Annotated in this window: 13 protein-coding genes, 1 pseudogene and 1 CRISPR repeat array; of the genes and pseudogenes, 10 read left to right on the forward strand and 4 right to left on the reverse strand. The window is 39.7% G+C overall.

What is annotated here, in order from left to right; all coding sequences use genetic code 11:
• Positions 1-58 precede the first annotated feature (58 nt).
• Positions 59-2,101 carry a tetratricopeptide repeat protein gene (locus VF06_RS26420; protein WP_099072689.1) on the reverse strand — a complete coding sequence of 681 codons (2,043 nt, stop codon included), beginning with the start codon at positions 2,099-2,101 and terminating at the stop codon, positions 59-61.
• Positions 2,102-2,619: 518 nt separating this feature from the next.
• Here VF06_RS26420 and VF06_RS26425 point away from each other — a divergent pair.
• The 3 genes from VF06_RS26425 to VF06_RS26435 all read left to right on the forward strand — a co-directional run bounded on the left by VF06_RS26425 (position 2,620) and on the right by VF06_RS26435 (position 4,504).
• Positions 2,620-2,880: a hypothetical protein gene (locus tag VF06_RS26425; RefSeq protein ID WP_099072688.1), complete on the forward strand. Its 261-nt coding sequence runs from the start codon at positions 2,620-2,622 to the stop codon at positions 2,878-2,880.
• Between the two features lie 432 nt (positions 2,881-3,312).
• The gene (locus tag VF06_RS26430; protein ID WP_099072687.1) at positions 3,313-3,705 is read left to right on the forward strand and encodes a VanZ family protein; all 393 of its coding nucleotides are present in this window, start codon (positions 3,313-3,315) and stop codon (positions 3,703-3,705) included.
• Between the two features lie 142 nt (positions 3,706-3,847).
• The gene (locus VF06_RS26435; RefSeq protein WP_099072686.1) at positions 3,848-4,504 is read left to right on the forward strand and encodes a class I SAM-dependent methyltransferase; all 657 of its coding nucleotides are present in this window, start codon (positions 3,848-3,850) and stop codon (positions 4,502-4,504) included.
• Positions 4,505-4,934: 430 nt separating this feature from the next.
• Positions 4,935-5,350: direct repeats of the CRISPR family, unit length 36 nt; unit sequence GCCGCTTCTCTTCTGAGAAGTGGAATTAATGGAAAC.
• A gap of 3 nt (positions 5,351-5,353) precedes the next feature.
• Here the strand turns inward: VF06_RS26435 and VF06_RS26440 are convergent.
• Positions 5,354-6,286: pseudogene (locus tag VF06_RS26440) on the reverse strand (1-aminocyclopropane-1-carboxylate deaminase/D-cysteine desulfhydrase); the annotation flags it as partial.
• Positions 6,287-6,795: 509 nt separating this feature from the next.
• Positions 6,796-7,263 (reverse strand): hypothetical protein, encoded by a 468-nt coding sequence (locus tag VF06_RS26445; protein ID WP_099072685.1) that lies wholly within the window; start codon positions 7,261-7,263, stop codon positions 6,796-6,798.
• Positions 7,264-8,039: 776 nt separating this feature from the next.
• On the opposite strand from VF06_RS26445, the gene VF06_RS26450 reads away from it, so the two are divergent.
• Both VF06_RS26450 and VF06_RS26455 read left to right on the forward strand, forming a co-directional pair.
• Complete coding sequence (locus VF06_RS26450; RefSeq protein ID WP_099072684.1) at positions 8,040-8,447, forward strand: DUF2267 domain-containing protein; 408 nt, start codon at positions 8,040-8,042, stop codon at positions 8,445-8,447.
• A gap of 32 nt (positions 8,448-8,479) precedes the next feature.
• Positions 8,480-9,142: a phosphoribosyltransferase gene (locus VF06_RS26455; protein ID WP_099072683.1), complete on the forward strand. Its 663-nt coding sequence runs from the start codon at positions 8,480-8,482 to the stop codon at positions 9,140-9,142.
• Here VF06_RS26455 and VF06_RS41270 read toward each other — a convergent pair.
• On the reverse strand, positions 9,132-9,314 hold the full coding sequence (locus tag VF06_RS41270; protein WP_180267940.1) for a hypothetical protein: 183 nt from the start codon (positions 9,312-9,314) through the stop codon (positions 9,132-9,134). The genes VF06_RS26455 and VF06_RS41270 overlap by 11 nt on opposite strands.
• 31 nt (positions 9,315-9,345) lie before the next feature.
• On the opposite strand from VF06_RS41270, the gene VF06_RS26460 reads away from it, so the two are divergent.
• The 5 genes from VF06_RS26460 to VF06_RS26480 all read left to right on the forward strand — a co-directional run bounded on the left by VF06_RS26460 (position 9,346) and on the right by VF06_RS26480 (position 13,926).
• Positions 9,346-9,975, forward strand: a complete 630-nt coding sequence (locus tag VF06_RS26460; protein WP_099076453.1) for an HPF/RaiA family ribosome-associated protein — start codon at positions 9,346-9,348, stop codon at positions 9,973-9,975.
• A 4-nt stretch (positions 9,976-9,979) separates the two neighbouring features.
• Positions 9,980-10,189, forward strand: a complete 210-nt coding sequence (locus tag VF06_RS26465; RefSeq protein ID WP_099076454.1) for a hypothetical protein — start codon at positions 9,980-9,982, stop codon at positions 10,187-10,189.
• Positions 10,170-10,460 carry a hypothetical protein gene (locus VF06_RS26470; protein ID WP_180268979.1) on the forward strand — a complete coding sequence of 97 codons (291 nt, stop codon included), beginning with the start codon at positions 10,170-10,172 and terminating at the stop codon, positions 10,458-10,460. Before VF06_RS26465 ends, VF06_RS26470 begins: the two co-directional genes overlap by 20 nt.
• 120 nt (positions 10,461-10,580) lie before the next feature.
• Complete coding sequence (locus tag VF06_RS26475) at positions 10,581-13,166, forward strand: GAF domain-containing protein (RefSeq protein ID WP_099068006.1); 2,586 nt, start codon at positions 10,581-10,583, stop codon at positions 13,164-13,166.
• Positions 13,167-13,416: 250 nt separating this feature from the next.
• Positions 13,417-13,926: a hypothetical protein gene (locus VF06_RS26480; protein WP_099073047.1), complete on the forward strand. Its 510-nt coding sequence runs from the start codon at positions 13,417-13,419 to the stop codon at positions 13,924-13,926.
• Positions 13,927-13,979: the final 53 nt, after the last annotated feature.

The raw sequence follows: 13,979 nt of genomic DNA on the forward strand, positions 1-13,979 counted from the left end.
CTTGCCTTGCCCTGAGCGAAGCCGTTCGCGTAGCGTCTCGCAGAGAAGGGATGCCCAATCAACCCTTTAACGAAATTAATTGCTGAAAACGTTGGTCTTGGGCGATATCATCAAAATCTAGGTCGGTTGCGGCTTCTTGTTTGTATCTGGGATTTATTTCGATTGCTTGTTGCAGGCTTGTTAAAGATAGTTCTATTTGTCTTTGGAGTGCGTAACAAGCTGCTTTGTTGTAGTAGGCTCTGGCATAATCTGGTTTAATTTCTAAGGCTTTATTAAAACTGACGATCGCTTCGTCGTCGCGTCCTAATCTCACTAGGGTATAGCCGTATTTGTCCCAAATTTTAGGAGAATTGGGTTGCAGTTCTAGGGCTTTTTCTAAGGATGGAATTGCTTGTTCGTATTGTTCTAAGGCTATTAGAGAAAGACTACGATTTAGCCAAGCAACTGCATCGTCTGGTTTGATTTGTGTGGCTTTATCAAATGAGTCAAAGGCTTGTTGATGTTGTTGTAAATAACCAAAGGCAACGCCGCGATCGCACCACGCTTGATGATATTCTGGTTGAATTTCAATGGCGCGATCGTAGCAAGCGATAGCATCTTTGTAGCGTTTTAATCTTGCAAGAGTTAAACCGCATTTTAACCAAATAATTGGGTCATCAGGTTGTGTTTTTACTGCTTGGTTGTAAATGACGATGGCATCTTGATAAAGTTTTTCAGAAAATAGTGCATCTGCCTGTTTTATATATTCTTCAGCCGTGAATTTTGGTTGTTGTGGCTGTTCTTGGTTTATTTCTTCAACTTCCTGAGAAATGGATGTTGATGTCATTTCTGTTAATTTTTGCAGAATGATATCTTTTCTTTGTTGGGCATCTGATTGCAATTCTGATAATTGAGAAACAAACTCTGTTTCTAACTTTTCTAACTTTTCTAAAAGCAGAATTTTTTGTTGTTGGGCGTTGATTTGTAATTCTGAAAATTGGGAACTAAATTCATAGCCAGATTTTTGTAAATTCTCAATAATTGATTCTTGAGATTTTTGGGTTTCTACTTCTAATTGAGATAGGCGATCGCTAAATTCTGATTGTAATACTATTAAGCTTTCTAGAATTTGGTTTTTTTGCTCTTGAGCATCTGTTTGGAGTTGCGATATTTGAAACTTCAATTCATTATCTAACTTTTCCCAAGCCACATTTTTTTGCTGTTGAATATCTATTTCTAAGTTGGATAATTGAGAAACAAATTCTGACTGCAATTTAGTTAAACTTTCAAGAATTATATCCTTTTGCTGTTGAGTATCAGATTGCCATCCAGATAATTGAGATGTAAATTCAGATTTGGATAATTCTAAATCTGCTGCTGCTAATTCTTGCTGTTGTTGGATAACCGATTTGAAATTGGATAGTTCTTCAGACAAACTACTTGCCAATTTTTCCATATTTTCCAGCGCTAAATCTTTTCCTTGTTGAGCTTCCAATTCTAAATTAGATAGCGCCACAGCAAATTTTGACTCTAAAGATAATATATTTTCTTGAGATTTTTGAATTTCTGATTCTAAGCGATTTAATATCTGTGTTTTAATTAAATTTATTTCAGATGTCACAAGAGACACATTTTCTGATTGATTTTTAACTTTTTTTTGCAGAGCAGTGGTTTCTTCTTCTAAGTCGTAATTAATTTTTTGAACTTCTTGAATCAAGTTTTCTGTATCTTGCTTAACAGTAATTAATTGATTTTGTAATTTTTCCACTCCGTCTAATTGTTGCATTGCGCGCTCAACAATTTCACGGATAATGGCTCGTCGCAATAGCCAAAGTAAAGCAATAATCGCTAAGGGAAATAAACTTAATATAACTAGCCAGATATTGATTAAAATAGTTGTACGGCTAAAAGCACTCTTCAAATCAGATTGAACTTGCTTTTCAGCTCGTAATCGCGTTAATTCTTCGCGTTCCTGATTTGATAACACCGCAGCAGGAGTTGTGGCTGGTTTGGATAATGGCGCAGATTGTCCACTGGCAATACTAACAGATAGTAGTAAAGGTGAGAAGATAATAGCGCTTTTTACAAATAAAGCGAAAATAGCTTGATTTTTCGTCTTCATAACAACCATCTCAATCTTTTGGTCAATTCTTGAAGCGGCGTGCCTCTCTCCAATCTATAACAAAATTAAGTAGTAATCTGGTGAAATATACTAAAGGATAGGCATTAAGTCGATTCTGTCATACCTGATATCTCAGTAACTACCTCTTTTGGGATATTTAATTTTTTACAATATCTACTGACAACTGATACAGTTTTTTATGAGGCTGCGCCAAATACTAGATTTTTTCAACGCATAGGCGCTTCTCTACGAAACGCTACGCCAAGGCCTTAGGTACGCTGAAGTTAGGGACTTCCAAGTAAAAAAATATTCCAGAGAAGACTGTTAACGGGGAGATGGGGAAAGGGGAAAGGGGAAAGGGGAAACTTCCAAGTAAAAAATATTCCAGAGAAGACAGCCTAAATCGGAATAATTTATTTTTTGGAGTTCCCTTAGTTCACTCTATCTACACACAAAAATTAAACTGGATTACTATAATATTTTCGGAATTCTTCTTTAATTAAAAAAGGCGGTAGAAAATGGGTCGCATTAATCCTTTTACACTGCAAATGCAGATTACCCGAATGTTTGAGCAGGGACAATCATTCTTTGCCACAACCAAAGTGCAAGAATGGTTGAAAGAACGCCAACACAATCCACTAGATTATGATATTATTTTCCATCAAAAACCTGCGCCTCCTGGTTCCAAACAAGTGATAGCTGTGGAAATTGAATTACGCCGCAAAGATGGACAACCAGTAGATCCTTGGTTGCAAGAACAAGCCAACCTTCATGCGTGAGACAATTTTGAATTTGAGATTTTGGATTTTCGATTGTGAACAAAATGTAGGGTGTGTCAAGACTAAAATAGTGGATTAATAAACTCTTGTGGGGTGGGCATCCTGCCCGCCCGGACGGGTGAGGACACCCATCCCACAATAAAATCTATTGCAATATTTAAGACTTGTTACGCCACTACATTAATTTGATTTTCACTGAATTCTGACTTCTGACTCCTGAATTCTGTTTGATAATTTTTTAATTTTTAAAATTCACAGTATCTTAACAGAATTTACGAAAATCAAGAATTATAAATTGCGGAAAGCTTTTTGTTGAATTTGTAGTAGTTATGTAAGAATTTAGAATGATTCAAAAATCTCATCTGTGATGAATGATGTGATTTTCAAGCTGATTAATTCTGAATTTTAACATTACTTTGGCAAATAATAAAAATGAAATCTAATCGATTTTGGGTTTTTGCGTTTTGGTTTTACTTTGGGATTTTAATGTCCATTTCCATATCAGCCTACCTAAAAATTATTCCAGTTGAACTTTCTCAATTTCCGTATTTCGATACAATAATGCATTTTTTGTTGTTGGGAATTGCTGCATACTTGGGACACCTAGCATTAAATAAACGTAAAATTGAGATATTTAATATTTCACTGCCATTGACACCATTTCTTGTCATCTTTTTTTGTATCGTTGACGAAATCATTCAATTATTGACACCCCATCGCAGTTTTGATTTAGTTGATTTAGCTGCTGATTTATTTGGTGTTGTATTATTTACTTTTTTGGCAGAAATACAAAATCTGCATAAATCTCAAAAGAATCAAATTTGAAAAGTAGTGAATATTTATCTAAAATCACCCAATCAGGTGAATCGCTTGGGTGAAGTTAAACAAAAGTAAATATAATATCTTGAGGCTATAAATGGTTAAACGATACACCAATTTGTAGCCTTAAAAATTAGGAAGTGGATAAATGAGTGTAAACCAAATTTGTGGAGAATTATCAAATCAAATTTATGTAAATTTAGGTAAATTTTTTTTGAGACGGATGATGGCTGGACATAGCAGCACCTATGATAAAAAATTAGGCGATCGCAAATTTTCACTTTTTGCTAATCTCCAAGGTAAAGTATTAGAAATTAATCCGCGAAATGGCTCTAATTTACCCTACTATCCTAACAATATCGATTTAATAGCTATTGAACCAAGCTTACAAATGCATTCCTCTCTGCGAAAACAAGCAAAAAAACTTGGTTTGAATATCGATATCCGCTTTGGTAATGCTGAATGGCTAAATGTTGAAGATAATAGCGTTGATACCGTTGTTGCTACCTTTGTTTTGTCTTCTGTGCCGAATATCAACTATACATTACAGGCAATTTTAAGAGTACTAAAACCAGGCGGGCGCTTGTTATTTATTGAACATATCCCTGCACCCCAAGGAAGTTTTTTGCGAAAAATACAAAATACAATTAGTCCGATTTGGAAAACTTTAGCTGATATTTCTCATCGAGATAGGGAAATTGATGTTGCTTTAGAAAATGCTGGTTTTACTAGTGTTAGTTATGAGCAGTTTCAACTGGGATTGTTTATGATGAGTCAGCATATTATTGGTGTAGCTACAAAATGAACAAGTAAGTTTTTAATAATTATTTTTTGGTAATATAAAGTTAATTTTTCAATATTACATGGGGAAAAATCGAACCGCAAAGTACGCAAAGAGATAAGAGTTGAAGTAGGTAGCTATGATTAAACAAGTTGCAAGTGGCAAGTATAGTTTTGTAATGGGGATTTTAACGCCACAACAAAATTTGCTGGTTATAAAACTGGGGGACTTAAACCCCCAGAATTTGTTAAATCTCAGAAATTATTGTTTCTGTGCGGCGGGGTCGAGTCTATGGTGCAAATGCTGATTCTCTCGTTAACCCGGCCGATATCCTTCTACACAAGGGTTTCAGAGTTTTTCGCCTCTGCTTTTTCTCTGGAAACAGCCTTCGGTTTCTACCCCGTCGCAAATGGCGTCTGGACATTAGGTGGTGTCAGGGTTTAAATTAATAGGGGCCGCTTCTCTTCTGAGAAGTGGAATTAATGGAAACTTGTTCCATCTGAATGCTGATAGAACCTATATCTTGTAAGTTGCCGCTTCTCTTCTGAGAAGTGGAATTAATGGAAACATATTTGAAGGTAGAGATTTTGTTGGAAGTAAACATTTACGCCGCTTCTCTTCTGAGAAGTGGAATTAATGGAAACTTTTTAGTCGTTTCAGTTGTTAGTCGCTCTTGCTTCTTGCCGCTTCTCTTCTGAGAAGTGGAATTAATGGAAACTTAGAAGCCGTTGAACGATACAAGGTAGATATAGGCCGCTTCTCTTCTGAGAAGTGGAATTAATGGAAACAGGACTCATCTTGTCTAAAAAGCCAGTTCCATTTTTTACAACTACAGCCGCTTGTCTTCTAAGAAGTGGAATTAATGGAAACCAGCAATCTTTGTTCCATACCAACATTACCCTGCAAGCCACCTGTGTGTACCAGCAGCAAACTTTTGCCTTTAGCAAAAAAACCCTGCTGTAATAAATCCATCACGCCATAAAACATTTTGGCAGTATATACATAATCAAGAGGTACATTGTGCGCCGAGCTAAATTCTTGGCTGAATCGTAGCAACTCCTGATTGACTTTTGCATAGCCGCCGAAGTGATAATCACACATTAATTCCCAACAAGCGGGAGAATTATATGGACTCGGTAAACCAGAGGCGAGGTAATTTGTCAAGAGATTTTCTATTTCTTTTCCTAGAAAATTGCCATTTTTCAACACCGGAAAAGCGATCGCTTTTTGTCTTTGATTTAAAGAAAGTGCAATTCCAGCCAGCGTTGTTGCAGTACCGCAGGCTAGGCAAATATAATCAAAGGCGTAGCCAGCGGTAGACATCCCTTGATTAATTATCTCTGTACAACCGCGCACGCCGTTTAAATTATTACCACCTTCAGGAATGATAAACACCTCACCAAAACGCTGTTGCAGAGATTCATGTAACTCTGCTGTGTTGCGTTGTCGATACATCTGGCGCGAAAGATACACAAGTTCCATACCCTGCTGTACAGCAAAACTCAGCGTTGGATTCAATGGTAAATTTTCCTCGCCACGAATTACGCCGATGGTATGAAATCCCAAAAGATTAGCGGCGGCTGCGGTTGCATAAATGTGATTAGAATAAGCGCCGCCAAAGGTAAGCAGTTTAGTGAAATTTTTTTGCTTTGCTTCTAATAAATTATATTTCAACTTATACCATTTATTCCCATTAACCCACGGGTGCATAACATCAAGGCGTAGCACACACAAATTAACACCAGCTTCACGGGTAATTTTGCTGTTGATTTGTTGAATAAATGGAGGAATAAATATTAATGACATCAGATACAGCAAATTGCAACTTTGTGAGGTACAGGTAATTGTAAGGGTGAACGGCTGTACCCTGCGGGAAGGCGAGCCTACGCCCTTACGCTTGTATTTGTATCATTTAAGTAGATGGACATAAATAAATATAATATGTTCTGTCATTATGTTCTGTCATTGCGAGCGAAGCGAAGCAATCCCAGAGACTTTGCGATTGCTTCGCTTCGCTCTCTACGAGACGCTACGCGAACGCAATGACATCTTAGATTTAATCATGACTATCTACTTATAAAGTGAAATGGTATGACACCTTTCATTGAAGGATTTTTCGTCATTCCACCCGATGTAGAGACGTAGCAATGCTACGTCTCTACTTTTGCGCCTTCAACCAAAATATACGATTTTCCTTTGCGTCCTTGCACCTTTGCGTGAGATTATCCTTAAGCGAACCCCATAGCCCTACTTGCTGTTTCCTATGTTTTTGAACAAAGTTAGGCACTAATTACTTGTTGTTCGGGTTCGACTAACTAATTATTAACTACATCAAATCTAATGGTAGTAGATGCCCAATCTTTGAAATCGGGTGCTAACCAGACTAGCTTGCAGAGAATTTCGTCATTAACCCACAATACCAAGGGAAACTTAAACTGTTTGCGAAACTCATCTCGCATGATGTTAGTGCTAATGATTAATTGATTAATTGCCTCTACAGATTCTAAGCCCCGTACCATTAAAGCTTCGGGTTGAGTAGCACCAATTTTATTGGCAATAGGAGTGTATAACGTATCTGTTGCTGGTGTCAGCTGGATTTCGGGAATGTCGGTTGATGAAAATTCTGTTAACCAATTCAGGACTTGCTGCTGTCTTTCAATGCTGTTACAACACGCTAAAATCAGTGAAAACTCTCCAGCTGCAACCATCATCGCCCTTGCCAATCTTTTGCTAGTTGCTGTGCTGTTAACTGTAGTGTTTTCCGAACTAGTTAAGCCGATCATTTATAAAATCCTGCTTTCAAATTAAAAATAGCGGATCGTTATTCAGTTATTCTACCCTATTGATTTTTACTCAAAAATGTTAAAGGATAATTTTTACTATCTTTATGGGAATAATTTTAACATAATTTTATACTGGCTTCAAATAATTAGAGTATTGTGAACTATTGCAAATTTACAATTCAGAATTAATGTGAAGACAACATCAATAATTTGATTCAAGAAAACCAGAAAAGCCTAAAATGAGGACTTTCATCATTACTTTATCCTCTATAAATTTTCGTATCTGTGAGTAATTAAGTAATTTTATATTTAAATTTTGTTAAAATATATACTCAACATAAGTCTAATAACAAGTATTGGCAAGTGGGAGAAAATTCATCGCAATTTCGGGAGCATAGTTAGCCGTGTTCTTTAGTTTTTAGCTTATTCAAAGAGAAAAATCTTCCTCCATTGGTTCATAAGACTTCTTGCAGAAGTCGGGAAAAGGGGGTGCATGTTTGGTATTTTCCCTTTCCCCGGTTGGTGAGCTTGCCTGTCCTGAGCTTTGTCGTTGGCGTTGGCGAAGCCTCTCGTAGAGAAGGGTCGAACTATTAACCTTTTCCCAGACCACAAGGGAAGTTCATACTGCTTATCCGAACCGTATTGAGTGTCATCCTTTTGATAGAACTATAAATTGAAGATGTCGCCCCATTAGTCAGAGGACACGGTATTTTTCGCTTTCTAAGATTGGTTCAGAACGTCAGACCATAACAAGTCATGTACGATCTGGAGGAAAAATGCAACACGATGAGTTTATTGGACAGGTGCAAAATCGTGCCCGTCTGAGTTCGCGTGGTGACGCAGAACTGGCAACCCGCGCGACTCTAGAGACGCTAGCAGAAAGGTTAGCTGGAGATGAGCCTTTTAATGCTGCTGCCCAGCTGCCAAGAGGCATTGCAGAATACATGCGACATGAATATGCAGGTGCTGGAGAACGCTTTTCTATTAATGAATTTTTTGAGCGAGTAAGTCAAAGAGAAAGTGTGCAGCTGCCAGATGCTGTTCATCATGCCCGTGTAGTTATTGAGGTATTGAGTGAAGCCATTAGCACAGGCGAAATCGATGATATTCGCTCTCAACTGCCATCAGAATTCGATCCGTTGTTTGAGGCAGGCAGTAAAGGACGAATGCGGATAAATACTTAAAATTTTTGTCAATTCATTAGGAGTGTTACACCATGCTATTTAAAAACAGGAGGTTTGCAGGCCAAGTTTTAGCTCAGGAGTTAGCTGCTTATGTTAATCGTTCAGATGTTGTGGTTTTAGGGTTACCAAGAGGTGGCGTACCCGTAGCCTTTGAGGTTGCTCAAGCCTTAAATGCTCCCTTGGATGTTTTGGTAGTACGTAAATTGGGTGTACCCGATAGAGAAGAATTAGCAATGGGAGCGATCGCTCCTGGTGGTGTGCGGATACTCAATACAAATATTATCAACATGGTGAACATCTCCGACGAAGTAATCGCCAGGGTAGCAGTGCAAGAAGAACGAGAGTTACAGCGTCGAGAAAACCTTTATCGAGGACAGCGTCCTTTTCCAGACTTACACGGACGCACCGTCATCTTAGTAGATGATGGCTTAGCCACAGGTGCAACCATGTGGGCTGCCGTTGTGGCTGTGCGAAAACATCAACCAGCTGCCATTGTCATTGCTGTGCCCGTAGCCGCAGCTGAAACTTGTCAACAGTTAGAAACTGAAGTAGATCAAATCGCTTGCGTCTCTTCACCCAGCCCTTTCTACAGTGTTGGTCTTTGGTACGAAAACTTTCCTCAAACTACAGATGAAGAAGTCCGAGAATTACTCACAACAGCAACAAAGAATGGTCAAGCCTTGTTTACTGGGTGACTGTTGACTGTTGACTGTTGACTGTTGACTGTTGACTGTTGACTTGTGAGTTATTATTCTCCTCTGCCCCATCTCCCCATACTTCGGCTCCGCTCAGTACAAGTCTCCCCATCTCCCCATCTCCCCCATCTCCCCCATCTCCCCATCTCCCCCATCTCCCCCATCTCCCCATCTCCCCCACCTCCCTCATCCCCACTCTGACAATGAAAGTTACACCAGAAATTACCTATCGCAATCTAGAGAAAACTGATGCGATCGCTGCTTTAATTAATCAAAAAATAGCCAAACTAGAACATATTTGCAATTACATTAATAGTTGCCATATTGCAATTGAAAAGATACATCATCGTCCCCGCAGTGGTTCTCCTTATAGAGTCAGAATTGATATCACCGTACCTCCTGGGCACGAATTGGTAGCAGAAAGTAATCCCAGCGATGGCAAGCAGTATCAGCCGCTGAATGTAGTAATTAGAGATGCCTTTGACGCAGCTTGTGGACAACTTGTCAAACTCACCCAACGCCAACATGAAAGCGATAAAGCCTTGAGCAGTGAAGCAGCCCAGGATACAACGGCGCTTGTTACCAAGTTATTTCGCGATCGCGGTTATGGCTTTCTTAAAGCCTTAGACGGCCAGGAAATCTACTTCCACCGCAATAGCGTCCTACATGATGACTTTCAACGCCTAGAAATTGGTACTGGTGTGTATTTTTCCGTAGAAGAAGGTGAAGAAGGACTCCAAGCAACCACAGTCAAAATTGTTGACAAACCAGGGGTGCGTGCTGGCAAATCTGAACAAACTCTAATTAAATTACCGTTGGACTGGAGGGAATAGAGGTGTGAGCCTACAAGTCTATGAATTAAAACAAACAGCATCGCAACTCCTAGCTGCCATGCTATCCAATCCCCACATTTACCCCCAAATCAGCAACGAGGGAGGCTACGGAAAAATGGAACAACAGTTAATTATCGTCGCTGTTGAAATGGCTGAAAGCTTGATCGAGCATATTGAAAATGTTCATCCTGGGAGTGGGGAGATGGGGGGATGAGGGAGATGGGGAGATGGGGAGATGGGGGAGACAGGGGAGATGGGGAGATGGGGAGACTTGTACTGAGCGGAGCCGAAGTATGGGGAGATGGGGAGATGGGGGAGACAAGGGAGACAAGGGAGACAAGGAGAGAAGTCTGAGCGGAGGTTTCCGACCATCAGAACTTCGGAGAGAAAGATTGCTACCTTGTCTACCTTGTCTCCCTTGTCCTCTTCCCATCCCCAATGCCCAATGCCCAATGCCCAATGCCCCATACCCAATGACAGGATGACGCTGGCTGAACAAGCGATTAAACTATGGATAATATCAAATGTTGCTTTTAGCACCTCTTACATAAATTTAATCGCATTGTTAAATCTAACATCTCATTCTGTTATATCTAATACTAATTATGTCAGTGTATCAAGGAAGTTGTGGGGAGACCGCCGATGTGATGATTGGCGTTCACAACCAAGAAAACGCCGAATCACCAGCAAATTCCGCTCCTGTAGGCGCTCTTGCCACAAGACAAGGAACTTTTTCTACGTTTCTTGCTCCCTTGACTCAAGATACTTTTAAACAGGTTGTTAAGGATGTCGAGCAAAAATTACAAATTGTGCATCAAACCCTATCCATGCTGGATTCTCAGGGGTTTGAAAACATCTTGCAAGAAATGTTGCATTCGATTACCTTAAAAACCGGGGAATTACTGGGGGCTGACCGGACGACAATATTTTTATTAGATGAGGAAAAACAAGAACTCTGGTCAATTGTAGCTGAGGGGGAGGGCGATCGCTCTTTAGAAATTCGCATCCCCGCCAATAAAGGTATCGGCGGTGAGGTGGCTACTTTTAAGCAAGTTATCAATATTCCCTTTGATTTTTATGACGATCCGCGATCGCATTTTGCCCAAGCCCAAGAAAAAAGAACTGGCTATCGCACTTATACAATGCTGGCTTTGCCGTTATTAAACGAACACGGGCAATTAGTGGCAGTAGTACAATTACTGAATAAATTAAAATCTGGTAGTAATCCCAATGCCCCGCTTGCAGAGCGCATTGATACCAATGGTTTTATCTGTGCTGACGAACAGTTATTTCAAGAATTCGCTCCTTCGATTCGACTGATTTTAGAATCATCCCGCTCTTTTTATGTAGCTACGCAAAAACAAAGGGCAGTGGCGGCGTTGATGAAAGCCATCAAGTCCCTTTCTCAAAGCAGTCTTGATTTAGAAGATACCCTCAAGCGGGTAATGGATGAAGCCAAGGAATTAATGAATGCCGATCGCAGTACGCTATGGTTAATAGACCGCGATCGTCATGAATTGTGGACAAAAATCACTCAAGATGACGGTTCTACTAAGGAGTTACGCGTCCCCATCGGTAAAGGATTTGCAGGGATAGTAGCCGCATCCGGTAAAAAGTTGAATATTGCCTTTGATTTATACGACGATCCCGACTCGGAGACAGCCAAACAACTCGACCAGCAAAATGGCTATCGCACCTGTAGTTTACTTTGTATGCCAGTATTTAACGCCGACCAAGAATTAATCGGTGTTACCCAATTAGTAAATAAAAAGAAATCAGGGGATTTTCCGGCTTACGATCCTGCTTTTTGGCCGAAGGCTCCCGAATGCTTCCAAGCTAGTTTTGACCGCAATGATGAAGAGTTCATGGAAGCTTTTAATATTCAAGCAGGAGTAGCATTACATAACGCTCAGTTGTTTGCCACCGTCAAGCAACAAGAACAAATGCAACGAGACATTCTCCGCAGTCTTTCCAATGGAGTAGTTTCTACTGATAAATCTGGGTTGATTATCGCCGCCAATGAAAGCGCTAAACGTTTGCTGGGATTAGAACCAGAAGACCGTTTAGAAGGTAAATCAGTTAATGATGTCATCGCCATTAAAGAAAGCGACTTTAGCAAGTGGTGTCAGGATGCTTTACATGGAACTGACTCGAAACGCCGCCAGCAGTATTATCCCGATCGCACTCTTTTAAGTGCTGGTACCGAACAGCATAGTATTAATTTATCGATTAATACCATTGCTGATGCCACCGACCACGAACAAGTGCGTGGGGCGCTGGTGGTGATGGAAGATATCAGTGATGAAAAGCGGCTCAAAAGTACGATGTACCGCTATATGACCCAGGAATTGGCAGAAGAATTGCTAAAGTTGGATGACGCTAAACTAGGAGGCGATCGTAAAGAAGTTTCTATTTTATTTTCGGATATCCGCGGCTACACCACTTTGACAGAAAATCTAGAAGCAGAAGAAGTGGTGAGTATGCTCAATGAATATTTTGAATCAATGGTGGAGGCAGTTTTTAAACATAAAGGCACCCTTGATAAATACATCGGTGATGCCATTATGGCTGTTTTTGGTTCTCCTTTACCTTTAGAGGAACATGCTTGGATGGCGGTGCAAACATCTTTGGAAATGCGCCAACGCTTGTATGATTTTAATCAACGTCGCCACGTACTTAATAAACCCAGAATCAACATTGGTATTGGTATCAATTCCGATACAGTGATTAGTGGAAATATCGGCTCTAGTAAACGAATGGAATTTACAGCCATTGGTGATGGTGTAAATCTCGGCTCTCGATTAGAAAGTGTTAGTAAACAGTATGGTTGCGATATTATTATTAGCCATAACACTTTTAAACCATGCCAAGAAAATATTTGGGCGAGAGAACTAGACTACATTCGCGTCAAAGGCAGAAATGAGCCAGTATCTATATATGAATTGGTGGGTTTGCGTTCCGATCCCATTAGTGGCGAAAAACTACAAGTGATTGAGCATTATCATAAAGGACGCGAATATTACCTCAAACGCGATTTTAATCGTGCTAGAGCCGAATTTGCCTTAGTTTTAGCAGCAGATAACCAAGACAAAGCCGCCATGTTACATCTGTTGCGTTGTCAGCACTGGTTACAAGCACCCCCAACAGAATCAGATTGGGATGAAGGAGTTTGGACATTTCAGGAAAAATAAGTAGGGGCGTACAACTGTACGCCCCTACTTATGGGATTGCTAACACTAAAATTGAGCTTTTTCATAGATAAAATTAGTTTTTAAAGGTTTTTAATATTTCTTAAATCTCTTTAAAATAACTTGGGATTGAGTGAAGAATTAAGAGCGATCGCCCTCTATAATTGGCAATCAATGTAAAGGTTAATTGATATTTGTTGTCAAAGTAACTGTTGAAGTTAGAAACTAAGAATACAACACAGGCAATTATTATATGACTGCTATTTCTAACGTTGCATTCAAACGGCCAATTTGGCAAACCGCTATCATATTGACTTTGGGCTTTTGGCTCAGTGCAAGCCTAGTTTTGGACTGGGTAATTATGCCTAGCCTTTATCTTTCTGGGATGATGAACCAAGGTGGTTTTACTACAGCTGGCTACGCGATTTTTTGGAATTTTAATCGTATGGAATTATTATCTGCTGCTGTAGTTTTAACTGGAGCGCTAGTTTTAAGTAAAACGCAATTTCAAAGGGGTATTAGCAGTATTGTGATATCTGTGCTACTGCTGAGTGTAGCTGTGCTTGACACCTACTTCTTGACTCCGCAAATGTGTGCCATTGGAATTCAGCTAAATTTATTTGAAGCTGCTGTTGCTATTCCATCAACAATGGGTTTACTACACGGTAGTTATTGGCTACTGGAAGTAATTAAGCTGGTAGCAGGTAGCCTGCTTTTAAGCTGGTACTGGCGCGATAAAGTTTCGCTCAATGGTGACATATAACGCCGAAAATGCCCATTTTTAAATCCCTGTTCAAGACGCAAAGAAATTCTTTG

The sequence above is a fragment of the Nostoc linckia z4 genome, assembly GCF_002608075.1.
Taxonomy (GTDB): Bacteria; Cyanobacteriota; Cyanobacteriia; order Cyanobacteriales; family Nostocaceae; genus Nostoc; species Nostoc linckia.

What these genes read in the sequence shown, in the direction of transcription:
- VF06_RS26420 (WP_099072689.1), bottom strand. Translation starts at nt 2,101, where the DNA reads ATGAAGACGAAAAATCAAGCTATTTTCGCTTTATTTGTAAAAAGCGCT.
- VF06_RS26425 (WP_099072688.1), top strand. Translation starts at nt 2,620, where the DNA reads ATGGGTCGCATTAATCCTTTTACACTGCAAATGCAGATTACCCGAATG.
- VF06_RS26430 (WP_099072687.1), top strand. Translation starts at nt 3,313, where the DNA reads ATGAAATCTAATCGATTTTGGGTTTTTGCGTTTTGGTTTTACTTTGGG.
- VF06_RS26435 (WP_099072686.1), top strand. Translation starts at nt 3,848, where the DNA reads ATGAGTGTAAACCAAATTTGTGGAGAATTATCAAATCAAATTTATGTA.
- VF06_RS26445 (WP_099072685.1), bottom strand. Translation starts at nt 7,263, where the DNA reads ATGATCGGCTTAACTAGTTCGGAAAACACTACAGTTAACAGCACAGCA.
- VF06_RS26450 (WP_099072684.1), top strand. Translation starts at nt 8,040, where the DNA reads ATGCAACACGATGAGTTTATTGGACAGGTGCAAAATCGTGCCCGTCTG.
- VF06_RS26455 (WP_099072683.1), top strand. Translation starts at nt 8,480, where the DNA reads ATGCTATTTAAAAACAGGAGGTTTGCAGGCCAAGTTTTAGCTCAGGAG.
- VF06_RS41270 (WP_180267940.1), bottom strand. Translation starts at nt 9,314, where the DNA reads ATGGGGAGATGGGGGAGATGGGGGAGATGGGGAGATGGGGGAGATGGG.
- VF06_RS26460 (WP_099076453.1), top strand. Translation starts at nt 9,346, where the DNA reads ATGAAAGTTACACCAGAAATTACCTATCGCAATCTAGAGAAAACTGAT.
- VF06_RS26475 (WP_099068006.1), top strand. Translation starts at nt 10,581, where the DNA reads ATGTCAGTGTATCAAGGAAGTTGTGGGGAGACCGCCGATGTGATGATT.
- VF06_RS26480 (WP_099073047.1), top strand. Translation starts at nt 13,417, where the DNA reads ATGACTGCTATTTCTAACGTTGCATTCAAACGGCCAATTTGGCAAACC.